The 22686-nt window shown below is 66.7% G+C and carries 26 protein-coding genes; 5 read left to right on the top strand and 21 right to left on the bottom strand.

What is annotated here, in order from left to right; all coding sequences use genetic code 11:
* Position 1 precedes the first annotated feature (1 nt).
* Positions 2 to 1408 carry a cytochrome ubiquinol oxidase subunit I gene (locus tag KB874_RS17215; protein ID WP_212537797.1) on the bottom strand — a complete coding sequence of 469 codons (1407 nt, stop codon included), beginning with the start codon at positions 1406 to 1408 and terminating at the stop codon, positions 2 to 4.
* Positions 1409 to 1544: 136 nt separating this feature from the next.
* Positions 1545 to 2894, bottom strand: a complete 1350-nt coding sequence (locus KB874_RS17210) for an aminotransferase class III-fold pyridoxal phosphate-dependent enzyme (RefSeq protein ID WP_212537796.1) — start codon at positions 2892 to 2894, stop codon at positions 1545 to 1547.
* A 131-nt stretch (positions 2895 to 3025) separates the two neighbouring features.
* Between KB874_RS17210 and KB874_RS17205 the strand changes: the two genes are divergently transcribed.
* Positions 3026 to 3802, top strand: a complete 777-nt coding sequence (locus KB874_RS17205) for a methyltransferase domain-containing protein (RefSeq protein ID WP_212537795.1) — start codon at positions 3026 to 3028, stop codon at positions 3800 to 3802.
* A gap of 137 nt (positions 3803 to 3939) precedes the next feature.
* Here the strand turns inward: KB874_RS17205 and KB874_RS17200 are convergent, their stop codons facing one another.
* From KB874_RS17200 to rplS, 4 genes are all read right to left on the bottom strand, one after another.
* Positions 3940 to 6090: a xanthine dehydrogenase family protein molybdopterin-binding subunit gene (locus KB874_RS17200; RefSeq protein ID WP_212537794.1), complete on the bottom strand. Its 2151-nt coding sequence runs from the start codon at positions 6088 to 6090 to the stop codon at positions 3940 to 3942.
* A gap of 3 nt (positions 6091 to 6093) precedes the next feature.
* The gene (locus tag KB874_RS17195; RefSeq protein ID WP_212537793.1) at positions 6094 to 6555 is read right to left on the bottom strand and encodes a (2Fe-2S)-binding protein; all 462 of its coding nucleotides are present in this window, start codon (positions 6553 to 6555) and stop codon (positions 6094 to 6096) included.
* A 173-nt stretch (positions 6556 to 6728) separates the two neighbouring features.
* On the bottom strand, positions 6729 to 6950 hold the full coding sequence (gene rpmE / locus KB874_RS17190) for a 50S ribosomal protein L31 (RefSeq protein ID WP_212537792.1): 222 nt from the start codon (positions 6948 to 6950) through the stop codon (positions 6729 to 6731).
* 11 nt (positions 6951 to 6961) lie between these two features.
* A complete protein-coding gene (rplS, locus tag KB874_RS17185; RefSeq protein ID WP_212537791.1) occupies positions 6962 to 7345 on the bottom strand; it encodes a 50S ribosomal protein L19 in 384 nt (127 codons plus the stop codon).
* A gap of 313 nt (positions 7346 to 7658) precedes the next feature.
* Between rplS and KB874_RS17180 the strand changes: the two genes are divergently transcribed.
* Positions 7659 to 9479, top strand: coding sequence for a methyl-accepting chemotaxis protein (locus KB874_RS17180; RefSeq protein WP_212537790.1), 1821 nt, complete (start codon positions 7659 to 7661; stop codon positions 9477 to 9479).
* A 6-nt stretch (positions 9480 to 9485) separates the two neighbouring features.
* Here KB874_RS17180 and trmD read toward each other — a convergent pair whose 3' ends face one another.
* The 14 genes from trmD to ffh all read right to left on the bottom strand — a co-directional run bounded on the left by trmD (position 9486) and on the right by ffh (position 19456).
* Positions 9486 to 10286 (bottom strand): tRNA (guanosine(37)-N1)-methyltransferase TrmD, encoded by an 801-nt coding sequence (gene trmD / locus KB874_RS17175; RefSeq protein WP_212537789.1) that lies wholly within the window; start codon positions 10284 to 10286, stop codon positions 9486 to 9488.
* Positions 10287 to 10313: 27 nt separating this feature from the next.
* Positions 10314 to 11222, bottom strand: a complete 909-nt coding sequence (locus KB874_RS17170; protein WP_212537788.1) for a hypothetical protein — start codon at positions 11220 to 11222, stop codon at positions 10314 to 10316.
* A 326-nt stretch (positions 11223 to 11548) separates the two neighbouring features.
* Entirely contained in the window at positions 11549 to 12352 is an 804-nt protein-coding gene (locus tag KB874_RS17165) for a hypothetical protein (protein ID WP_212537787.1), read from the bottom strand.
* A complete protein-coding gene (gene rimM, locus KB874_RS17160) occupies positions 12349 to 12858 on the bottom strand; it encodes a ribosome maturation factor RimM (RefSeq protein WP_212537786.1) in 510 nt (169 codons plus the stop codon). The genes KB874_RS17165 and rimM overlap by 4 nt, the downstream gene beginning before the upstream one ends.
* Before the next feature lie 74 nt (positions 12859 to 12932).
* Positions 12933 to 13754, bottom strand: coding sequence for a MipA/OmpV family protein (locus tag KB874_RS17155; protein WP_212537785.1), 822 nt, complete (start codon positions 13752 to 13754; stop codon positions 12933 to 12935).
* 191 nt (positions 13755 to 13945) lie between these two features.
* Positions 13946 to 14308 (bottom strand): 30S ribosomal protein S16, encoded by a 363-nt coding sequence (gene rpsP, locus KB874_RS17150; protein ID WP_212537784.1) that lies wholly within the window; start codon positions 14306 to 14308, stop codon positions 13946 to 13948.
* Positions 14309 to 14347: 39 nt separating this feature from the next.
* The gene (locus tag KB874_RS17145; protein ID WP_212537783.1) at positions 14348 to 14644 is read right to left on the bottom strand and encodes a chorismate mutase; all 297 of its coding nucleotides are present in this window, start codon (positions 14642 to 14644) and stop codon (positions 14348 to 14350) included.
* Entirely contained in the window at positions 14641 to 15156 is a 516-nt protein-coding gene (locus tag KB874_RS17140; protein WP_212537782.1) for a GNAT family N-acetyltransferase, read from the bottom strand. The genes KB874_RS17145 and KB874_RS17140 overlap by 4 nt, the downstream gene beginning before the upstream one ends.
* Complete coding sequence (locus tag KB874_RS17135) at positions 15149 to 15751, bottom strand: GNAT family N-acetyltransferase (RefSeq protein WP_212537781.1); 603 nt, start codon at positions 15749 to 15751, stop codon at positions 15149 to 15151. Before KB874_RS17135 ends, KB874_RS17140 begins: the two co-directional genes overlap by 8 nt.
* Entirely contained in the window at positions 15738 to 16259 is a 522-nt protein-coding gene (locus tag KB874_RS17130; protein ID WP_212537780.1) for a GNAT family N-acetyltransferase, read from the bottom strand. Before KB874_RS17130 ends, KB874_RS17135 begins: the two co-directional genes overlap by 14 nt.
* Positions 16256 to 16822: a GNAT family N-acetyltransferase gene (locus KB874_RS17125; RefSeq protein WP_212537779.1), complete on the bottom strand. Its 567-nt coding sequence runs from the start codon at positions 16820 to 16822 to the stop codon at positions 16256 to 16258. The genes KB874_RS17130 and KB874_RS17125 overlap by 4 nt, the downstream gene beginning before the upstream one ends.
* Positions 16819 to 17325, bottom strand: a complete 507-nt coding sequence (locus tag KB874_RS17120; protein ID WP_212537778.1) for a GNAT family N-acetyltransferase — start codon at positions 17323 to 17325, stop codon at positions 16819 to 16821. Before KB874_RS17120 ends, KB874_RS17125 begins: the two co-directional genes overlap by 4 nt.
* Entirely contained in the window at positions 17322 to 17852 is a 531-nt protein-coding gene (locus tag KB874_RS17115) for a GNAT family N-acetyltransferase (RefSeq protein WP_212537777.1), read from the bottom strand. The genes KB874_RS17120 and KB874_RS17115 overlap by 4 nt, the downstream gene beginning before the upstream one ends.
* A 104-nt stretch (positions 17853 to 17956) precedes the next feature.
* Positions 17957 to 19456: a signal recognition particle protein gene (gene ffh / locus KB874_RS17110; protein ID WP_212537776.1), complete on the bottom strand. Its 1500-nt coding sequence runs from the start codon at positions 19454 to 19456 to the stop codon at positions 17957 to 17959.
* A 351-nt stretch (positions 19457 to 19807) separates the two neighbouring features.
* On the opposite strand from ffh, the gene KB874_RS17105 reads away from it, so the two are divergent.
* On the top strand, positions 19808 to 20179 hold the full coding sequence (locus KB874_RS17105) for a hypothetical protein (protein ID WP_212537775.1): 372 nt from the start codon (positions 19808 to 19810) through the stop codon (positions 20177 to 20179).
* 15 nt (positions 20180 to 20194) lie between these two features.
* Here the strand turns inward: KB874_RS17105 and KB874_RS17100 are convergent, their stop codons facing one another.
* Positions 20195 to 20776: an FMN-dependent NADH-azoreductase gene (locus KB874_RS17100; RefSeq protein ID WP_212537774.1), complete on the bottom strand. Its 582-nt coding sequence runs from the start codon at positions 20774 to 20776 to the stop codon at positions 20195 to 20197.
* 115 nt (positions 20777 to 20891) lie between these two features.
* Here KB874_RS17100 and KB874_RS17095 point away from each other — a divergent pair, with 115 nt between their 5' ends.
* Positions 20892 to 21773, top strand: a complete 882-nt coding sequence (locus tag KB874_RS17095; protein ID WP_212537773.1) for a LysR family transcriptional regulator — start codon at positions 20892 to 20894, stop codon at positions 21771 to 21773.
* Entirely contained in the window at positions 21770 to 22669 is a 900-nt protein-coding gene (locus KB874_RS17090; protein ID WP_346346566.1) for a DMT family transporter, read from the top strand. Before KB874_RS17095 ends, KB874_RS17090 begins: the two co-directional genes overlap by 4 nt.
* Positions 22670 to 22686: the final 17 nt, after the last annotated feature.

The raw sequence follows: 22686 nt of genomic DNA, 5'->3' as shown, positions 1-22686 counted from the left end.
CTTACTCCGCCGGCAAGGGGGCATGGGCGGCCAGCGGCGCTGCGGGCGTCACGCCCTCGCCCTTGGCCGCCTTGCGAACCAGGTAGAACAGCGCCGAGACATAGGCGACCAACAGAACCGCGTAGATCGCGAGGTAGGCGGCAAGCGACAGGCCGACAAAGGGTGCCGGCACCGCCGCCACCGCCTGTTCGGTGCTCAGCACGCCCTGAACCAACCAGGGCTGGCGGCCGATCTCGGTCGTGTACCAGCCCGCCAGCGTGGCGACCCAGCCTGAGAAGGCCATCGGCACAAGCGCGTAAAGCAGCGGCATCGGCAGACCGTCGATCCCGGCACGCCGGCGCGTGCCATTCACCGTGATCTTGCGGAAGGTCATCAGCATCACGCCCGCCCAGCTGAGTGCCAGCATCGCCATTCCGGTGCCCACCATGATGCGGAAGCTCCAGAACACCGGCGCAACGGGTGGGTGCAGTACAGTGCCGTCCTCGGCCACGAAGTCGTTCAGGCCGGGCACGACGCCATCCGCATGGTGTTTCAGGATCAGCGAGGCGCCGTTCGGGATGCCGATCTCGAACCGGTTCTGGCGCGCCTCTTCATCTGGCAGGGCAAACAGCAGCAGCGGCACGTTGCCTCCCGTCTCCCAGTTGCCCTCCATCGCCGCGACCTTCTGCGGCTGATGCTCCAGCGTGTTCAGCCCGTGCATGTCGCCCGCCAGGATCTGGATCGGGATCAGCACGGCGCCCATCACGAGGCCGGTGCGCAGCGTGGCGCGGGTGCCCGCCGTGCGATGCCCGATCAGCCAGGCAAAGGCCGAGAGACCCGCGATGAGGAAGGCCACCGTCAGGCCAGAGGCCAGGAGCATGTGCACCAGCCGGTAAGGCATGGACGGGTTGAAGACGATCGCCATCCAGTCGGTCGCATGAGCCACACCCTCGCGCATCTCGAAGCCTGCGGGCGTGTGCATCCAGCTGTTGAGCACGATGATCCAGAAGGCCGACATGGTCGTGCCGAAGGCCACCAGGAAGGTCGCCAGCGTGTGCAGCCAGCCCGGCACCTTGGAAAAGCCGAACAGCATGATCCCCAGGAACACCGCCTCGAGGAAGAAGGCCGTCAGCACCTCGTAGGCCAGCAAGGGCCCCGCGATGTTGCCCACCGTCTCCATGAAGCCCGGCCAATTGGTGCCGAACTGGAAGGACATGGTGATGCCGCTGACCACGCCCATCGCAAAGGACAGGGCAAAGACCTTTACCCAGAGGCGATAGGCCTCCATCCACTTCTGGTCGCCGGTCGCGTTGAAGCGCAGCTTGAAGAACAGCAGCACCCAGCCCAGCGCGATGGTGATCGTGGGAAAGAGGATGTGGAAGGATATGTTCGCCCCGAACTGGATACGGGACAGAAGAAGCGCGTCCATCTGGAAGCCCCTGATGTTTTACCTCGGTTGAGGGTGAACATAGGGGAGAAATGCCGCTTTTCCGGTGACTGCGACAGCACTTCGCACCTGCCCGGCCACCATTCCGAAATGGCCGGGCAAGTCATTGCAATTCCGATCAGATTGCGGCGAAGCCCGCGTCGAGCGCGGACAGGACGGTGTCGACCTCCTGCTCGGTGATGGTCAGGGGCGGCGACATCAGGATGTTGTGCATCCCCAACCGCACCATCGCGCCGGCCTCGTATGTGGCCTGGTGCAGGCGCTTCATGGTGGCGGCGTCCATCGGGGTCTTCTTCGTCCGATCCGAGACGATCTCGATGCCCGTCATCAACCCATGCCCGCCGCGCACATCGCCGATCACGTCATATTTCCCGGCCAGTCGCTTGACGCCCTCGAAAAGCTGTGTGCCCCGCGGCCCCGCATTGGCGGCGGTGTTCAGGCGCAGCGTCTCGGACATGCAGGCGACGACCGCCGCCGCGCCCACCGGATGCGCCGAATAAGTGTAGCCGTGCCAGATCGTGCCGGCAGCGCCCGCGCCTTCGAACACCTCGGCCACCTTTCCGGAAATCAGAGCCGCCCCCACCGGCACATAGGCGCTGGTGATGCCCTTTGCGGCGCTCATCAGGTCGGGCTTGACCCCCCAGTGGCGCGAGCCCGACCAATGGCCGGTGCGGCCGAAACCGGTGATGACCTCGTCCGCAATCATCAGGATGCCATGACGGTCGCAGATGTCGCGCATCAGGGGCATGAAGGTCTCGTGCGGCACGATCACCCCGCCCGCGCCCAGGATTGGCTCCATGATGAAAGCGGCGATGGTCGAGGGGTCCTGGAAAGCGATCTCGTCTTCCATCATGGCGGCGATCTTCTGCGCCAGCAGGGCCGGGTCGGTCTCGTCGAACGGGTTGCGATAGGTGTAGGGCGCGGGCAGGTGGTAGCAGCCCGGCAGCAGCGGCTCGTAATTGATGCGGAATCGGTTGTTGCCGTTTACGCTGGCGCCACCCCAATGGGTGCCGTGATAGCCCTTCTTCAGGCTCAGGAACTTGGTCCGGCCTGGCTCACCGCGCAGCTTGTGATACTGCCGGGCAAGACGCAGGCAGGTGTCCACGCTGTCGCCACCGCCCGAGGTGAAGAAGACCCTCTCGATCCCGTCCTCGGCAAAGAACTCCTGCACCGCATGCGCGGCCTCGATGGCCATCGGATGCGTGCTGCCCGCGAAGCCCGAGCAATACGGCATGTCATACAGTTGGCGGCTGATCGCCTCCTTGATGGCGTCGTTGGAATACCCGAGGTTCACACACCACAGCCCGCCCACAGCATCGACAACGGAATGCCCGTCGATATCGGTGATGTAGACGCCTTCGGCCCGCGTGATGATCTTGGGCGGCTGTTCCATCTGCTCGCGCGGGTGACCCATCGGGCTCCACAGCTGGCGGGCGTTGTTCTCTTTGAGAAAGTTGTCGTCCTTCATGGCGGGCCTCGGTGCTGATATCTGAATGCTGGATCTTTTAGCGACAGTCCGCGTGCTGTCCAGAACGCCGCGTTTGGCGCAGGCGGGAAATCCGTGGCATAATGCACGATATTCCATAAAAGGACATTTCGATGCTGCAATTCGATGCTGCAACGACGCGCCTGCTCGAAACCGCCTACCTTGGACGCGATATCACGGAACGGCGCCGGGCGAATTTTTTCGCGCTCGACCCGCGGCCCGGCGACACGGTGCTCGATCTGGGATGTGGAAACGGGCTGATGACAGCCGATCTGGCGCGCGCCGTCGGTCCCTTCGGGCAGGTGATCGGTATCGACCCGAGCGCGGACATGCGAGGTGCCGCCGAGGCGCGAACCGGTAACATGGACAATGTCTCCATCCGTGATGGCATGGCCGGCGACCTGCCGCTGGACACTTCCGGCGTGGACCGCGCCGTTTCGGTTCAGGTCTTTGAATATATCGAGGACGTCCCCGCTGCGCTGACCGATCTGCACCGGGTCCTGAGGCCCGGCGGGCGGCTGGTGCTGGGTGACATGCTGTTCGGCAGCCTGGTCTGGCACAGCGAAAAGCCCGACCGCATGGCGCGACTCTGCAATGCCTGGGATCGCCACGTGGTGCATACCGATCTTCCCCTGCTTCTACCCGCGCTGCTGAGGAACGCGAGCTTCGAGGTCGACTCCGTCGCACCGTTCACCTTCGTCGACCATCTGCTGCGGACGGACGGGATCGCGCGCATGATGATGGTCTTCATGACACGCTACGCGGTTCAGAACGGTCATGTTTCCGCAGAAGAAGCCAGGGACTGGAGCGACGAACAGGAGGCGCTGGCGCGCGAGGGCCGGTTCTTTTTCTCACTGACGCATGTGGTTGTATCGGCGCGGCGGGTCTAGCAACAAAGGTCCGCCTGTGCAGAACGCCCTCAGTTGGCATCGCCTCCGTGCGGAACCCCTTGGCGGGAGTGCCGTCACATCGCTGGGCGCATCGCATGGACAAGGGCCGCCCCGGATTCCGGGGCGGCGCCAAATTGTCAGGCAAAGACGATCCCGTCATCCACCATCGGCAGGCGCATCACGCGCTTGCCGGTCGCGGCGTAAATCGCGTTGGCCAGTGCCGGCCCGGCAGGTGGCAGGCCCGGCTCGCCGATGCCGGTCGGCGCCTCGGTCGAGGGAACAATATGCACCTCGACCCGCGGCATGTCGGCGATGCGCAGCGGCTCGTAGTCGGGGAAGTTCGACTGGTCGACCTCGCCCTCGGTGAAGGTGATCTTCTGTCGCATCACGTGGCCCAGGCCATAGCCGATGGAGCCCTCGACCTGCGCGCGGATCACGTCAGGGTTCACCGCGACGCCCAGATCGACAGCGGCAACGAAACGTTCGAGCTTTACCCGGCCCTCGGCGTCGGTCGACACCTCGGCCACCTCGGCGACATAGGTGTTGAACGACTTGTGCACCGCTACGCCCCGGCCCCAGCCCGCAGGCAGCGGCGCGCCCCAGTCCGCCTTTTCCGCCACCAGGTTCAGCACCCCCAGCGAGCGCGGCGCATTCGCCAGCAACTCGCGCCGGAATTCCACCGGATCGCGGCCCGCCGCCTCTGCCGCCATGTCGATGGCCACCTCCATCGCGTAGCCGGAATGCGAATGCCCGACCGACCGCCACCACAGCACCGGCACCGCCGACTGCATGTTGTGCAGGTCCACCTGCATCGCAGGAAGGGCGTATTCAGTATCCACCACGCCCTCGACGCTGAAATGGTCGACCCCGCCATTCACCGCCATCGCCTCCATCGGGGTGCCGGTGAAGATCGATTTGTTGGCGATGGTCGAATGCCAGCCGGTCAGCTTGCCGTCGGCATCGACACCCGCGCGGATGCGGTGCCGCGTCATCGGACGGTAATAGCCGCCGCGAATGTCGTCCTCGCGCGTCCAGACCAGTTTCACCGGGCGGTCGGTGCCCAGCGCCTGCGCGGCGAAGGTGGCCTCGACCTCGTAATCCGAAGTGAAGTTCGCCCGGCGCCCGAAGGAACCGCCGGCATAGACCGTCTCGATGGCCACGTTTTCCGGCCCGACACCCGAGACCGCGCCGACCGCGCCCTGCGTGACGGTCTGGAACTGCGAGCCGTCCCAGACCTGCACCTTGCCATCCTTGATCTGGACCACGCAGTTGAGCGTTTCCATCGGCGCATGGGCAAGGAAGGGGAAGTGGAACTCGGCCTCGATGGTGCTGGCCGCGGCGCCCAGCGCATCGTCCGTGCCGCCATCGGCGCGGGCGGGCAGGCCCGGCTGATCCATCGCGGCGGCGTATTCTGCCTCCATCGCGTCCATCGAGCGGGTCTCGGCGTTCGAGAAATCCCACTCGATCTGCACCGCGTCGCGCGCCATCATCGCGGCCCAGGTGTTTTCCGCATAGACCGCCACGCCCATCGGCACCTGTTTCACGTCGATCACGCCGGGCATGGCCAGCGCCTCGGTCGCATCGAAGGATACCACCGTGCCGCCGAATTTCGGCGCGTGGGCGATCACGGCAAAGATCACGCCCTCGGGCATCACGTCCATCGCGAAGGTCGCGGTGCCGTCGGTCTTGGCGGCGCTGTCCTTGCGCGGCAGCTTGTCCCTGCCGATCAGTGCGAATTGAGCCGGTGTCTTGACCACCACGTCAGGCTGCGCATCGGCGGGCACCCTGCCCACGAGGTCGCCGAACCCGGCGTTCTTGTCGCCATGGCTGACGACGCCATTGGCGACCGTGATCTCGGCCGCGGGCACGCCCCATTCGGCTGCCGCCGCCTGCACCAGCAGCGACCGCGCCGCGGCTCCGGCCTCTCGATACTGCATGAAGCTGTTGGCCAGAGCGGTCGAGCCGCCCGTGCCCTGCACACCGAACAGCGTGTTGACGTAAAGCTGCGTGTTGGCCGGCGCGAATTCGACCCGGACCTGTTCCCAGTCGGCGTCCAGTTCCTCTGCCAGCAGCGAGGCAAGGCCGGTCGTTGTGCCCTGCCCCATCTCGAAATGCTTGGCGATGACGGTCACGCTGCCATCAGCGCCGATCCTGACAAAGGGGTTGGGCACCAGGTCGCCACCGTGTCCGGCGGCCCATGCGCCACGCGGGTCCAGTCCCACGACCAGCGTCGCGACGGCGGCGGATGCGCCCCTCAGGAAGGCGCGGCGGGATGTCTTGAGGGTCATGGCTCAGGCCTCCAGTCGCTTGGCGGCTTCGTGGATCGCGGCGCGGATGCGGACATAGGTCGCGCAGCGGCAGACATTGCCGTTCATCGCCGCGTCGATGTCGTCATCGCTGGGCTTGGGCGTCTCGGTCAGCAGGCCGATCGCCTGCATGATCTGGCCCGACTGGCAGTAGCCGCATTGTACCACGTCCAGGTCGCGCCACGCGCCCTGCACGGCCTCGGCGACTCGGCCCTGCAAGCCCTCGATCGTCGTGATCTCTGCGCCTTCCAGGTCACCGATCCAGGCCTGGCAGGACCGCGTTGGCTGGCCGTCCACATGCACCGTGCAGGCCCCGCAGGACGCCACGCCGCAGCCGAACTTGGTGCCGGTAAGCCGGACGATGTCCCGAATCGCCCAGAGCAGCGGCATGTCGGGCGGCGCCTCGACCGCGTGTTCCTGTCCATTGATTTTCAAGGTTATGGCCATTCCCTGTCCTCCCTGGATGGCACGCGCGTTTCCATGGCGCCGACGTCAGCGTAACACGCAAAAGCTGAAAGTCGAAACCTAGCGTCCGAAAGGAGGAGGGCCAGAGCAGACAGACGCCGAAACGAAAAACGCCGCCCCGAGGGACGGCGTCAGTCTCGAAAACGAGCTTGGGATCAGAAGCCCAGGCCTTCGTATTTCTTCTTGAACTTCGACACGCGGCCGCCCTGGTCCATCAGGCGCGAGCTGCCGCCGGTCCAGGCCGGGTGCACGGTGGGGTCGATGTCCAGCGACAGGGTGTCGCCTTCCTTGCCCCAGGTGGTGCGGGTCTGGAACTCGGTCCCGTCGGTCATCTTGACGTTCACGAGGTGATAATCGGGATGAATGTTCTTTTTCATCGTGACGGTCCTTATGCCTCGGCGCCTTCGCGCGGCTTGTAGTTCGCGACTTCGGCGATCCGGGCCGACTTGCCGCGGCGCGAGCGCAGATAGTAGAGCTTGGCGCGGCGGACACGGCCGCGGCGGACAACCTCGATCGACTCGATGTTGGTGGAGTAGAGCGGGAACACGCGCTCGACGCCTTCACCGAAGGAAATCTTGCGGACAGTGAACGACCCGGCGATGCCCTTGCCGTTCTTGCGGCTGATGCAGACGCCTTCGTAGTTCTGCACACGGGTGCGGGTGCCCTCGGTCACCTTGTAGCCGACGCGAATGGTGTCGCCGGCCTTGAAATCGGGAATGGTTTTCCCGAGCGAGGCGATCTGTTCCGCCTCGAGCTGTGCGATCAGGTCCATGGACCTATCTCCTGACTTGCTCACGGTTGGTCCGTGAAGGTTTCGTTTGCCCCAGAACTCCGCGTCTTTGATCGGGTCCGCGTGATGCGCCCGCCGGAGGTTCGGACAATGTTGCCTCGTCGTGCCGCGCCCCTTTTTCTGGCCAAAGACAGGCCAGCCTGAACACGGAATCGATCCCGCGCGGTCGGACCGCCGCGCTTGCGCCTATTACGGACAAATCGGATGGTTTTCAAGCCCTGCCTCGGATGGCCGAAAGCCTTTGTTAAACCCCTGCGGTCTAGCAAGGCCTGAAACAAGCAAGACGAGGCCGCCGATGTCAATTCTGCGCACCCCTTCCCTCAGCACTCAGATCTGCCTGGTCGTGACCGGCCTGATGGTCGCCCTGTCGCTGGCGCTGTTCTTCCTGATGGCCAGGCTGACAGAGGCCGGGTTGCACGAGGCCGCACAGGACCGGCAGCGCACCTCGCTGCGCGTTCTGCTGGACACGTTCAGCGAATCCTATGGCGATGCCATCCGGGTGCAGACCCTGGACGGGGTGCCAACCCGCGTCGAATGGGACGGCATGACCGCGCCAGAAACCCATGACCTCATCGACGAGGTCGGGAGAATCTCGGGCGAGACGGCAACGCTGTTCGGCTGGGACGCGGCCAAGGGCGACTTCATCCGCCTGACCACCAACATCATCAAGCCGGACGGCACGCGCGCGGTCGGCACCTACCTGGGGGTCGAGAATCCGGTGCATGCGGCCATGATGCGTGGCGAGACCTATCGCGGTGAGGCGGTGATCCTAGGCCTGCCCTACCTGACGATCTACAAGCCGATCCTCGACGCGGCGGGCCGGACCGTGGGAATCTTCTATGTCGGGGTGCAACGCAGCGCGATCGATGCGACGACGGCGGCGATGCAGCGTCAGGCGCTGATGCTGGTCGCGGCGCTGCTGGTCGCGGGCGCGGTCGTCACGCTGCTGGCCGCGCGCCGGCTGCTGCGGCCGCTCAGCCGGCTCGACGGAGCGATTTCGCAGATCGGCGCCGGCAACCTCGAGGCCGAGGTGCCCCATACCGAACGGCGCGACCAGATCGGCAACATCGCGCGCCGTGTCGCCGAATTTCGCACCCAGCTATCCGATGCCCGCCAGGTCGAACGCGAGAAAGAGGAGCAGCAGGAAAAGCAGCGTCAGGTCGTCGACCACCTGCGCGAGGGGCTGGCCGCCCTGTCGCGTCGCGACCTTGGCTGGCGCCTGGCAGAGGATGCGGCTTTCCCCGCCGAATACGAGGCGCTGCGCCGCGACTTCAACAAGGCGGCAGAAAACCTGTCGGATGCCATGATCGAGATCGTCGGCGTCGCCGCCAGCCTGCGTGACGCGGCCGAGGGCGTGGGTGGGTTGGCGTCGGACCTGTCTCGCCGGGTCGAGACCCAGGCCGCCACGCTCGAGCAGACCGCCGCAGCGCTGGACGAACTGGCCGGCAGCGGCAAGCAGATCAGCGCGCGCGTGTCGGATGCCAACGGCCTAGCACGGTCCAGCACGGACCTGTCCCGCGCCAGCGGCGAACGCCTTGAAGAGGCCGTGTCGGCCATGCAGCGGATCGAGACCGCCTCGGACGAGATCGACTCGATCGTCAACCTGATCGAGGATATCGCGTTCCAGACCAACCTCCTGGCGCTGAATGCCGGGGTCGAGGCGGCGCGCGCGGGCGAGGCCGGCAAGGGGTTTGCCGTGGTCGCGACAGAGGTGCGCAGCCTTGCCGCCCGCGCCTCGGACTCCGTCGGCGAGATCCGCGGCCTCATCCAGAAGAACATCGACCAGGTCAAGGAGGGCAGCCGCCTGGTCAAGGAAACCGGCACCTCGATCAGCGCGGTGCTGGAAAAGGTTTTCTCGCTAGGCTCACTGGTGGGCGAGATCGCGACAGAGATCGAAAGCCAGTCGCATGGCCTGTCCGAGATCAACAACGGCATGCGCCTGATCGAGACCGCGACGCAGGAAAATGCGGCGCTGGCCAACCAGGCCCATGACGCAGGCGAAGAGATGAAATCGGGCGCAACCCACCTGCGCGACACCGTCTCGGTCTTCGAACTCGACGCCGCCGAGGGGACAGGGAGCTGGACGGAACAGCCCCCGCTGCGCGCCGCCGGGTAAGGCGCGTCACTCCTCGGCGCGGCCCGTCCGGGCCATGTGGCGCGCCCAGAGGTCGGGGCGGCGGGCGCGGGTGATCGCCTCGGCCTGCGCGCGCCGCCACCGGGCGATCTCGCCATGATGGCCGGACATCAGCACATCCGGGATCGCACGGCCCTGCCACTCGGCCGGGCGGGTGTATTGCGGGTGTTCCAGGAGATCCTCCGAGAAACTCTCTTCCTCGGTCGAGGCCGCGTTGCCCAGCACACCCGGAAGCAGGCGGACGGTGGCATCGATGATCGCCTGGGCGGCGATTTCGCCACCGGTCAGGACAAAGTCGCCGACAGACACCTCGGCGATGTCGTAATGGTCGATCACCCGCTGATCGAGCCCTTCGAAACGCCCGCAGATGAAGGTTGCACCCGGCATAGTCGCCAAGCTGCGCGCCATTGCCTGGCTGAACGGACGGCCGCGCGGCGACAGGTAGATGACCGGGCCCGCGACCCGCTGCATCGCCGTCTCCACCGCGCGCCCCATCACGTCCGGGCGCAGCACCATGCCGGCCCCGCCGCCCGCGGGCGTATCGTCGACATTGCGGTGCTTACCCTCGCCGAACTCGCGCAACGGGATCGCATGGAGTTGCCAGCGCCCCTCCTGCAGGGCGCGCCCGGTCAGCGACAGGCCCAGAACGCCGGGAAACGCCTCGGGGAACAGGGTGATGACCTGCGCCTGCCAGGCGCGAACCAGGTGGACCTCTTCCGACATGAGGTCACGAGGCTGGAGCGAGGGCCGGATCGTCTTGCGGCCGTGGGATCTGGGCGTGTCGGTCATGGCGCCGTGATACGCTGGGCGGGACGCCTAGAAAAGGGGCTCTGCCACGGTCGCGGTACGATAGTCGGCCGGATCCGGCGCCCGCAGGATCATGCCCCGCGCCAGATCCCAGTGGCCGCGCGGACGCGGCGCACGTCCCGCCCGCGCTTCGAACAACCCGACCGGGTCAGGCCAACGCCGCATGCCCGGACGCTGCGCAAGGCCGTCGAGCAGTGCGGTCAGACCGCGCCGTGCCGCATCAAGCCGTGCGGCAGGCAAGGAGGCAAGCTCTGCCGTGGCGTAGGCGCCGGCATCCCATTGCGTCAGGATCGCGGCCACTGTCTCCAGCAATGCCTTGTCCCGGGCCTGGGCTGCCTTGGGGATGGCTTCGTTCTCGACCAGCATCGTCAGGAACAGCGCCAGCGTGGACCGGTCGCAGGCGGTCTGCCGCACACACCAGAAGGCGGCCGCGCGCTGTGCGGGATCGGCCGGATCATGCTCGGCGACGATGCGGTGCCAGAGATCGATGTCGCTGGCGTCGAGCCGCTCCAACGCCGCGACAAGAGACGCGCCATGTCCTTCCGACCGCATCTGCGACCACAGCCGGCGCGTCGCCTCAAGCGCCCGCATGTCCCGGTCATGAGATGCCCGGAAGGCGGCAATGCGCTGCACCTCGTCGCGCAGGTCGAGCACGGCATCCGGCCGAACGAACAGCTGCGCCAGCGCGCCGGCCTCATGTGCGCCCGCCCGCAGCAGCCGGCGCAGCAGGATCAGTTCCACGAGATCGTCCCTCGACAGCGCCACGACCGATGGCGTTTTCCAGCCCGACATGATCCGGCAGACGATCTGAGAGATGGCCGTATCGGCATCCGGCGGCATGGCAGGATCCGCGCAGGCAACCCGGCGCTGCTCCAGCGCCAGCATGTCGCGCATCGCGGCCTCTTCCGGCAGGTCCATCGGCGGCGTCCGTAAAGCCGAACGTCTCAGCAGCCCCGGCTTGGCAATTCTCGAGAGAATTTCCGGGCGAAATATCGAAATCGTCGCCAGCAGATTGCCCGTCGCGGCGAGGAACGAAATCCCAAGAGCCAGGCCATGGCCGAATGGAACCACCACAACGGCGACGACCGACAAGAGCGCAACGCCAGCCCAAAGAAGAAGCTCAAACGCCTGATCCAATGGAAACCCCGAATATCACCAAATTCCAACAGATCTTGAATCGCAAATGTGGCGCTTGGATGGAAAGTCGCGAGGCGTTTCAAGGCAATCCTGGACCAGGAAAATGATCAGCTCAGGTCGCTCTGACTGTTTGCCAACCGACGCAAGTGCGTCTTGGCGCGGGACAAGTGCGCATCGTCGAAACCCGAGCGGTTCAAGGCCAGCAGCACCGGCCCCAGATCGACATCCGGCTGCGCGTTGACCGGCCCCACCACCGTCAGGGCGTCACGAACCGAGGCAGGCAGGTCGAGAAGGTCCAGAAGGGGCTCCAGCGGGCCGCGCGGACAAGGGACGATGTCCTCCAGTCGGACGGAAACCGCGCGCGCCGGGGCAACGGCCGTGGCCACCTCGGCGACGATCCCTTCGAGATCCGCAGCGCCCGCATGCGCGCGGGTGAAACCGGGCAGGTCGTCGGTCAGTCGCGTCACCCGCAGGTTCTGCCACCAGACCGAACGCAGCCAGGCCTCGGCACCCCGGGTCGAGAAGTGAAACGTCACCTCGGCTGTTTCGCCGAAGTGGCCACGCGCGGCATCGGCGATCTGCCGCATGACCGTCGGCGCGGCGCCGTAGCGGTCGATCCCCCGGCGGCCGGGCATATGACCGGACAGATCCTCGGAGGACATCAGCACCGGGCGCGGGTCGGCGGGGTCGAGCGTGGCGAAGAAGGCGCGCGCCGCAATGCCCACCGCGGCCGGGGGCACCTTGTGCGGCGCCGCGGAAAAGCCGCGCGCGGCCTCTGTTAGGGGCGTGAAATCGGGTTTCAGAAAGGCGCGCAAGACGGGGGCCAGCACGACGCGGTTGCGGTCGATCATCGTCTGCACGCTGCTGGTTCCGGTCTTGTGGAACCCCGCGTGCACGACGATGCGCGTCATTCGAACAGGCCCTCGGGCGGGTCGGCGACGATGCGGCCCGCGGTCAGGTCGACAGTGGGCACGACCGCCAGGGTGAAGGGGAGCAGCACGGTGCGGCTCTGCCCCGGCACGGCCAGTTCAAGCAGGTCGGTGGCGCCATGGTTCAGCACTGCGTTGACGCGACCCAGGGGCGCGCCGCCGGTGTCGAATACCTCGAGCCCGATCAGGTCGGCGTGGTAATACTCGTCGTCGGGCAGTTGCGGCAGCCGGTCGCGCGGGGCGTAAAGCCGGGTGCCGCGCATCGCGTCGGCCTGTTCCTTGGTCTGGATTCCGGTCAGGCGCGCGGCAAAGCCGTTGGCGATCTCGCGGGTGATCTCGATCTCGTAGGCGCCTGTCCCGTCCTCGCGGCAGAGCGGCGCGTAATCGACGATTGCCAGGGGATCGGAGGTAAAGCTTTTCAACCGCACCTCGCCCTGCACGCCAAAGGCGCCGGCAATCGCCCCGACACAGATCTTGTCCTCGTTCACGGGCGCACCATCCCTTGTTCCGTCGTCGGTCTGGATAAACCGGCGACGGGCGGGGTGCAATCGTGCAGGCGGGGTCAGCCGCCGATGCGGATCACCCGGGTCACACCAAAGCTTACGCCCCACTGGTCGCGGCTGCCCCGGCGGACGATCGGGCTGCGCTCGGCGTCGCCGGTCAGGCGATCATAGGTGATCGCGCCCTCAAGGCCCCAATCGTCGTTCAGGCGATAGGTCATGCCCAGTTCGAGGCCAGTCGACAGCAGACCACCCTCGGGCGAGAAGGCCGGAAGGGCCGCGGTCGCCTCGGTCGCGGTGATGCCGAAATAGGTGCCGGCGTAATCGTCGTCGCCCCAGAACAGGCGCGGGCCGAAGGTCACGGTCAGGGCATCGGTCGGGCGCAGGACGGCATCCGCGCCGGCCTCGGCCACCCAAGCCTCATGCCCGCCAAAGCCACGGCGGACGTCGGCGAAGACCTCGAAGTTGCGGGCGGTGTAGCCCACGCCCAGACCCAGTTCGAGTGCCGCATCGATGTCGTTCAGGCTGGCGATCTCGGAAAAGTCCGAGCTGTCCCGCTCGGACACGAAGCGCAGCGAACCGTGCACGCCAAAGCCGGTCTGCACCACGGTCGGATCGGGATTGCCGAAAGACCTGCCGCCCAGTCCCAGGTAGTGGAACTTGAAGCTGCCCGAGGGGCCGAATGCATACTCGTCCGAGCCGAAATAGGCCGGATTCACCGCGCCACCGAGGCCCAGCGTGAACACCAGTCCCGAGCGTGCCGGGGCAGATTCCTGCGGCAGGACGAGAACGGGCGCGGGTTCGGTCGCCTCGGGGCTGCCCGCAAGGGCGGCGGTGGAGGTGGCCGCGGCAAGAGCGGTCAGGGCAAGAAGTTGGCGCAGCATGGCAGATCCCCCGGGGATTCGTTGGCAGTTGGGGGGTCATATGGGTCCGCGACCGGGATGCGCAACGACGATCGGTCCCGGACATGACAAAGGGTGCGCGAGTGTTGCCCGCGCACCCTTGCCCTCCGGCCACGGGGACCGGATGCGCCGGGCGGGTGGGCCACCCGGCGCGATTTTCGACGGACCAGGACTCAGTCGGCCGATGCCTCGGCGGCTTCGGCGGCCTTGGCAGCCTTGGCCTCGGCGCGCTCCTGGGCAGCCTTGCCCGGGGTACCCTTCTTGGGGTTGCTGCGCTCCTTCTTGGCGATGACGCCGGCGGCCTCGAGGAAGCGCGACACGCGGTCGGTGGTCTGCGCGCCCTGGCCCAGCCAGTATTGCACGCGCTCGACATCCATCTTCACGCGCTCTTCGCTGTCCTTCGGCAGGAGCGGGTTGTAGGTGCCCAGCTTCTCGATGAAGCGGCCGTCGCGCGGCATGCGCGAATCGGCGGCGACGATGCGGTAGAAGGGGCGCTTTTTCGAGCCGCCGCGGGCGAGCCGGATCTTGATAGCCATGTGATTTCTCCTTTGGATGGCTGGTTGACGGGAACCCCGTCAGGATTGGTGTTGCTTGTGGTGCTGGATCACTTCCTGAATGACGAAGTTCAGGAATTTCTTGGCGAACTCCGGGTCCAGATCGGCCTGGATCGCCAAATCCTGGAGCCGCGCGATCTGCTTTTCCTCGCGCGCGGGATCGGATGGCGGAAGGTCGTGCTGCGCCTTGAGGACGCCCACGGCCTGGGTGTGCTTGAAGCGTTCGGCCAGCGTGAAGACAAGGATCGCGTCGAGCCGGTCGATGCTCTCGCGGTGCTCCTTCAGCAGCGTGGCGGCGCGGGTGATGGCATCGGTCATGCGGCATACCTTTGCAGATCGTGGACATGGGTCATGGCATCGGGGTCATGCGCTGCGGGGCCCGCGATCACGGCGCCAAGGCGCTGCGCCAGCCGAACCGAGGCCGTGTTGGCGGGTGCGATGGTGCTGACCAGCCGGGCGGGCCGCTGCGTCCTTGCGGCCCAGGCCAGCACCACGCTGGCGGCCTCGAAGGCGACGCCGCGCCCCTCATGCCCGTCGAACGTGACCCAGCCCAACTCGGTATCGGCGAGGTAGGGCGGATGATGCAGGCCGACCGTGCCCACCGGGCGGCCGGCCTCGGTCACGATCCACCAGCCGAACCCCTTCAGCGCCCAGTGCCCCAAGTTGGCCGCAAAGCGTTGCCACGAGGCACGTTGGTCCTGCGGGCCACCGACGAACACGGTGCGCGGACCGGCCCAGAAGGCGGCATAGGCGTCAAAATCCGCCTCCAGAGGACCACGCAGGCGCAGCCGCTCGGTCGCGAGGACCGGTATGGACAGACGCTCAGTCAAGGGCCCATCCCTTCGGCTTGAACAGAGGATCGCGGTAATGGGCGATCTCCATCGCGATGCCATGGCCCAGCTGGCCCTGCAACTGCGCCAAGGTCGGATGACGATAGACCGCATCGCTGCCGTCGATCGAGGGCGCGTCGGCATCCTTGCGGCAACCCAGGCGCTCGGCCAGGCGGATGCTGTCGAGGTTCTTGGGGTCGATATAGCTGACCGCCGTCTCCCAGCCCCGGACCTCGTAGAAATAGCGCCGGACGCGATGCGCCGCCTCCAGCGCATAGCCCTTGCCAGCCTTGTCGGGCCAGATGATCCAGGCGATCTCGCGCTCGGGCCACTTGGCGGGGAACCAGCCGCCGGCCATGCCAACGGTTTCGCCCGTTTCCTTGAGGTGGACCATCCACATGCCATAGCCGCGGATTTCCCAATGGCCGATCTCGGCGGCGTAGAGCATCCAGGTCTCGTAGGCATTGAGCGGCCCGCCCATGAAGCGCGAGCGGTAGCTGGCAAAGGTCGCCTTGAAATCCGGATAGTCCTGCGGTTCCGGTCCGCGCAGGACCAGCCGTTCGGTTTCCAGCACAGGGATGTCACGATGTCCCATGACGCACCTCCTGTTCCGGGTGCCGCCAGATGTCGAGCCGGCCGTAGACCGGATGGGTGAAATCCCCCTCGGGTGTACAGCCCAGTCGGCGCGCCAGCGCGGCCGAGCGGGTATTGGACGGGGAAATCGCGCTCATCGGGTGGTGCCAGCCCAACTCGGCGCGGGCATAGTCACGCGCCGCCAGCGCGGCCTCGTGCGCGATGCCGCGGCCCTCGGCGGCGTCGAACACCGTCCAGGCGATTTCCGGCTCGGGCCAGTCCATGGGAAAATAGGGTCCGACGATGCCCAGCGCAGCGTTGCTGTCGCGATCGGCGACAATCCAGCGCCCATAGCCGCGCAGGTTCCAGTGGCCCAGCAGGGCGCAGAGCCGGTCAAAGGCCTCGCCAGCCGGAAACGGCCCGCCCACGGTGGCAGAGCGCGGCCCCTGGAGATAGGCAGCAAGCGGCGCCGCGTCCTCCATCACCGGGGCGCGCAGGATCAGCCGGTCGGTGGTCAGCGTCGGGATCATGCCGCCCCCCGTTCGTGCCGGTAGACCAGCGTCGCTTCGAGCGTTTCCATCGCAGCCGTGTCGAGGCGCGCGCCTACTCGCTCCATCAGGGCGATGCAGCGGGTGTTCAGCGGATCGACGTAGGACACGACGCTGTCCCAGTTCAGCGCGCCGAAAGCATGGTCGCGCACGGCCTCGAGCGCCTCTTGCGCGATACCCTGCCCCTCGACAGCCTCGGTCAGGAAGATACCCAGCTCGGCCTCGGGGTCGTCATATTCGTAGCCCAGCAAGGCAAAGCCCGCCGACGGCGCAACCTGCGCGTCGATGGTCCACAGGCCATGCCCGTGCAGCAGCCAGAGCGCGGTGTAATTGGTGAAATCCGACCAAGCCTGCGCGCGGGTGAACGGCCCACCCATGTATTGCGCGCGGTCGGAACACAGGATCGCGGCATAGGCGTCGAAATCGTAGATCCGCGGCCCGCGCAGTTGCAGGCGCCGCGTGTCCAGCACAGGCACCTTGCCACCCAGCCGGGCGGCGGCGCGGGCAGCAGGGCCGGGGCGATGGCGTTCGCAGGGCGCCTTCATGTGGGCACCTCCGGATGGCGCCAGACCTGCACCGGATGGCCCAGCAGCGTCGAATCGCGCTCGACCGACGCGCCCAGCCGTTCCGCCACCCGCTGCGACGCGACATTGTCGGGATGGATGTAAGAGATCAGACGCCCCAGCCCGTGCGCCCGCAGCGCCCAGTCGCGCGCCGCGATCGCCGCCTCGGTGGCATAGCCCTGCCCCTCGTGCCCTTCGAACAAATGCCAGCCCAGTTCGGGCTCGTCCCACATGATGTGGTTGACCAGCCCGACCCGGCCCACCGGCACCGAGTCGCGCAGCACGGTGAAAAAGCCATAGCCACGCAGGCCCCAATGTCCGATCGTGCCGAGAAAGCCGCGCCAGACATCGAATTCCGCCTCGACCGGGCCGCCGATGAAGGTGGTCCGGGCCGACCGCATGAAGGCGGCGATGGCGGGATAATCCTCTTCCAGTGGGGTGCGCAGGACCAGCCGTTCGGTCCGCAGCGTGACGCAGGCCATCATGCCGACACCTCCGCCGGTCCGGGGTGGCGCCAGAGCTCGTCCTCGCCCATCGTGATGTTCTGATAGGTCCGCTCGTAGGTGGCGCCCAGCCGCTCCGCCAGCGACTTGGACCGCGTGTTGGACGGCACGATGTTCGAGGTCAGCGTGGTCATGCCGAGACCCTGGTAGGCCCAGAGCCGCGCGCGTTCCGCCGCCTCGCGGGCGTATCCCTTGCCCTCGTAGGCGGCAAAGACCGCCCAGCCCAGTTCCGGCTCAGGCCAACCCTCGGGGTTCCAGATGCCGGAGATGCCGATGGGTGCGCCGGTTTCCTTGAGTTCCAGCATGAAATAGCCGTAGCCGTGGATATGCCAGTGGCCGATATTGGTGGCGAACCAGCGCCACGCGTCGCCGCGGTTGTCATAGGTGCCAAAGCCCGAAGCGTGATCGTGATCCATCAGGAATTCGATCATCGGTTCGGCGTCCTGCGGCTCGGGGCCGCGCAGGATCAGGCGCTCTGTTTCAATCCGGGGTGCGTTGGTCAGGCTCATGCACGGGCCTCCACACGGAAGGCACGCAGCCGCACCCCGGTTCCGCAAGGAACGAGGCCACTCAGGCGCAAACGCGCCGCGGTTATGACAGGGGCCGCGACCACTTATTTCTTCTTGCCGAGGCCGCTCAGGCCGGGCGGCAGCGCGCCGCCGCCAAGGCCGGGCAATCCGCCCTTGCCGCCCATCTGGCGGGCAGCGGCCTCGATCGCCTTGGGGTCCATGCCCTGCGCCATGTCGGCGGGCATCCCGCCCTTGCCGAACATGCCGCGCATGGCCTGTTTCAGCATGCCGCCCTTCCCCATCTTGCCCATCTTCTTCATCATGTCGGACATCTGGCGCTGCATCTTGAGCAGCTTGTTCAGGTCCGACACGTCCATGCCCGCTCCGCCGGCGATCCGCTTTTTCCGGCTGGCCTGGAGGATCAGCGGGTTGGCGCGCTCGGCCTTGGTCATCGAGTTGATGAGTGCGATCTGCTGTTTCAGCAGCCGGTCGTCGATATCGGCGCCCTCCAGCTGCTTGGCCATCTTGCCCATGCCCGGCATCATCGACATCATGCCCTGCATCCCGCCCATCTTGATCATCTGTTCAAGCTGCATCCGCAGGTCGTTCATGTTGAACTGGCCCTTCTGGAAGCGCTTCATCATGCGCTCGGCCTGCTCCTGCTCCAGCGTGGCCTGGGCCTTTTCGACCAGGGCGACGATATCGCCCATGCCCAGGATGCGGCCGGCGACGCGCTCGGGCTCGAAGGTTTCGAGCGCGTCCATCTTTTCGCCCAAGCCCACGAACTTGATCGGCTTGCCGGTGATCGCGCGCATCGACAGCGCGGCGCCGCCGCGGCCATCGCCATCCATCCGGGTCAGCACGACGCCGGAGATGCCGATGCGGTTGTCGAAATTCTCGGCCGTGTGAACGGCGTCCTGGCCGGTCAGACCGTCGACGACCAGCAGCGTCTCGCGCGGTTTCGCCACGTCGCGCACCGCCGCGACCTGCGCCATCAGTTCCTCGTCGATCGACAGGCGACCGGCGGTATCCAGCATGTAGACGTCATAGCCGCCGAGGCTGGCCTGCGTCTTGGCCCGCTTGGCAATCGCCACGGGATCCTCGCCCTTGACGATGGGCAGCGTGTCGACGCCGATCTGCTTGCCGAGGATTTCCAGCTGTTCCATGGCCGCGGGCCGGTTCACGTCCAGCGAGGCCATCAGCACCTTCTTGCCGTCACGCTCTTTCAGGCGCTTGGCCAGCTTGGCCGTGGTCGTCGTCTTGCCGCCGCCCTGGAGGCCGACCATCAGAATCGGCGCGGGCGGGTTGTCGATGCGCAGCTTGCCGGGATCTTCGTCCTCGCCCGCCAGCACGGCGATCAGCTCGTCATGGACGATCTTGACGACCTGCTGGCCCGGCGTGATCGACTTCGTCACCGCCGCGCCAGTCGCCTTCTTCTCGACCGCCTTGATGAAGTTGCGCGCCACCGGCAACGAAACGTCGGCCTCGAGCAGGGCGACTCGCACCTCGCGCAGGGCGGTGCGCACGTCATCCTCGGACAGAGCGCCCTGCTTGGTCAGCCGGTCGAAGACGCCGCCAAGGCGTTCGGACAGATTCTCGAACATGAGGCAGGGCCTCCTTCTTCTTCGTTAGCGGGACGTCCCGAAGATGGGAACGCGCCACCGGCTTCTCAATCGCGGGGCCGAAATACGGGGCGGCCCCCGTGGGCGCGACGCGCTGACGGAGGGCGATCCCGGGCATGGCCCATGGGACCGGAAGGCTTGCGCATTCCGGATTTGATGGGCGGATTACGCCGATGACCCCTGCGAGTCAAGCCTGCAAGGCGGCTTGCGGGCCGGCAGGAACCGTCCATACTGGCGGCAATCCGATAGACATGGTTGCCTGGAATGCCGGTTTCCTGCCAGATCGACAGAGACTTCGATGTCCTGGTCGCCCGCTTTACGGGAGAGGTCGCCATGCAGGAGATATGGGAGGCTTTCCTGGCCCACCAGGCCGGTCCCGATTTCGACGGCAACCGGCACGTCCTGATGGACCAGTCCGACTGCACCTTTCACAACACCTTCTACGAAGACGTGCGGAATCTCGGGATGCGGCTGGAGTCGCATTACGCGGTCAGGACGGAGCGGTCGCGTACCGCTTTCTATTGCCCCGGCGACATCGCCTTCGGCATGTCGCGGATGTACAAGTCCATCGTCGAGACGAAGGTACCGTTCCAGATCACGGTCGTGCGCAGCGTCGACGAGGCGCTGCGTTTCGTCGGGATCGACCCCGAACGTCCGGGAGCGCGCGCCCTTCTCGGCCCGCGCAGCCCGGACGGCCCCCTCTAGGCCGAGGCGCGGCGGTCAGGCCGCCAGTTTCTCGATCTGCTCCTCGGCCTTGGCGCGCGAGGCATCCGGGTCGATGGCCAGGCGGTCGGCGGTGACGACCTGAACATCGGTGATGCCGATGAAGCCCAGGACGTGCCGCAGCCACGGCGTCGCAAAGTCGATCGGGCCGCCGACCTCGGTGCCGCCCGAGGCCACGACAACGATGGCGCGCTTGCCGCGCAGCAGGCCCTCGGGGCCGTCCTCCGAATAGCGGAAGGTGACGCCGGCGCGGGCGACGTGGTCGACCCAGGTCTTCAGCGCGGTCGGCACGCCGAAATTGTAGATCGGCAGCGCGATCAGCAGCGTGTCGGCGGCCTCGATCTCGGCGATGAGCGTGTCGGACAGGGCCAGAGCCGCGCGCTGGTCCTCTGTCCTTGCCTCGGCGGCGGTGAAGTTCGCGCCGATCCAGGCAGCATCGATCTGCGGCAGGCTGTCGGCCAGATCGCGGCGGATGACCTGGGTAGGTGCCAGGCGGTTGACGACGCGGTCGGCCAGTTCGCGCGAGACGGAGCCATCGGTGCGGGCGGATGCGTCGATGCGCAGGAGAGTGCGGGTCATGGGAGGTGTCCTTTCAATTCGTTGACTACAAAAGAAATGGCGCTTGCAAATGCGAACACAATTTCCCCAAATGCACCTATCCTGTGATCTGACGCACAAAGAGGCCGCGCGTAAAATGGACAATTGGGACGAGATCCGCACCGCCTACCAGGTGGCCCGCCTGGGCACGGTCAGTGGCGCCGCCGAGGCGCTGGGCGTCCACCATGCCACGGTGATCCGCCATATCGACGCGCTCGAAGGGCAACTGGGCGTCAAGCTGTTCCAGCGCCACGCCCGCGGCTACACGCCGACCGAGGCGGGCCATGACCTGATGCGCGTAGCCCAGACCACCGACGACCAGTTCCAGCAGCTCGAAGGGCGTATCCGGGGCCGCGGCAACGATGTCTCGGGCGAGTTGCTGGTGACCTCTCTGGTGGCCTTCGCGCCGCTGATGATCGGCGCGCTGACCAGCTTTCAGCGGGACTATCCGCAGGTGGTCGCGCGCTACCTGACCGACGACCGGGTGTTCCGGCTGGAATATGGCGAGGCGCATGTCGCCTTGCGCGCCGGCAGCCAGCCGGACGAGCCCGACAACGTGGTGCAGGCCTTTACCCCGCAGCAGATCGGTCTGTACGCCAGTCGTGCCTATGTCGCGGAAAACGGCATGCCCGACGGGCTGGAGGCGCTCAAGACCCACCGTTTTGTCGCGCATGACAACCCCGAAGGCCGCGCACCGTTTCAACGCTGGCTGCGCGCCAACATCCCCTATGAACAGGTGGTGTTCCGCAGCACGGACTCGCGCGTGATGGAAGGCGCGGTGATCGCCGGGGCGGGCATCGGCTTTTTCGGCGAGCGCGAGGCCTCGCTGCATCCCGACCTGGTGCAGGTCATGCCGCCGCAACCGGAATGGGCCTCGCCGCTGTGGCTGGTCACGCATGTGGACCTCCACCGCACCGCCAAGGTGCAGGCGTTTCTCAAGCATCTCAAGACCTATGCCGGAGAGGAGTCCTCGCGGTGAGCGCCCTCGCCGAGGGCGGTCTCAGCCCCGCCGCGCGCGGGCACCTTGCGATGCTGGCCTTCTCGGCGCTGGTGGCGGGCAGCTTTTCGCTGGGCGGCATCGCTGCGCCCTTCATCGACCCGGCGGCGCTGAATGCCGTGCGCTTCATCATCGGGGCGGCGGTGATGTGGGCGCTGACCGTGGCCCTGGGCGGCGTGGACCGCGCCGCGCTGGCAGCCCCCTGGCGCTATTTCGCGCTGGCGGGCCTGTATGTGATCTATTTCGTGACCATGTTCGAGGGGTTGAAGACGGCGGACCCGGTCAGCATGGCGGCGGTCTTTACCCTGAACCCGGCGCTGACGGCGGTGTTCGGCTATCTCGTCGTGCGCCAGGTGACAACCCCCTGGATGGCGCTGGCCATCGCGGTGGGCGGGGCGGGCGCGCTGTGGGTGATCTTCGACGCCGACCTTGAGGCCCTGCGCGCCTTCGAGATCGGGCGCGGCGAGTCGATCTTTTTCTGGGGTTGCGTGGCGCACGCGCTGTATTCGCCGTTGCTGCGGCGTCTGAACCGCGGCGAACAGGCGCTGACCTTCAATGCCGGCATCCTGACGGCGGGCGCGATCATCCTGTGTCTCTGGGGATGGCGGGGGTTGATGGAGACCGACTGGATGGCATTGCCGACCATCGTCTGGGTGACGATCCTCTATGTCGCGGTGGCGGCGACGGGGCTGACCTTTGCCATCGTGCGCTACGCGACGCTGCGTCTGCCCTCGGCCAAGGTCATGGCCTATACCTACCTCACACCCTGCTGGGTGATCCTGTGGGAAATCGCGCTGGGCAAGGGCGTGCCCCCGGCGCTGGTCCTTCCCGGCGTCGCCCTGACGGCGCTGGCGCTGCTGATGCTGCTGCGCGACTGACCGGCGCCCTGTCTGCG

It is taken from the genome of Thetidibacter halocola (assembly GCF_018224955.1).
Lineage (GTDB): Bacteria > Pseudomonadota > Alphaproteobacteria > Rhodobacterales > Rhodobacteraceae > Thetidibacter > Thetidibacter halocola.
The sequence above is the reverse complement of the archived record's forward strand: the minus strand, read 5'-3'. Positions and strand labels throughout refer to the sequence as shown.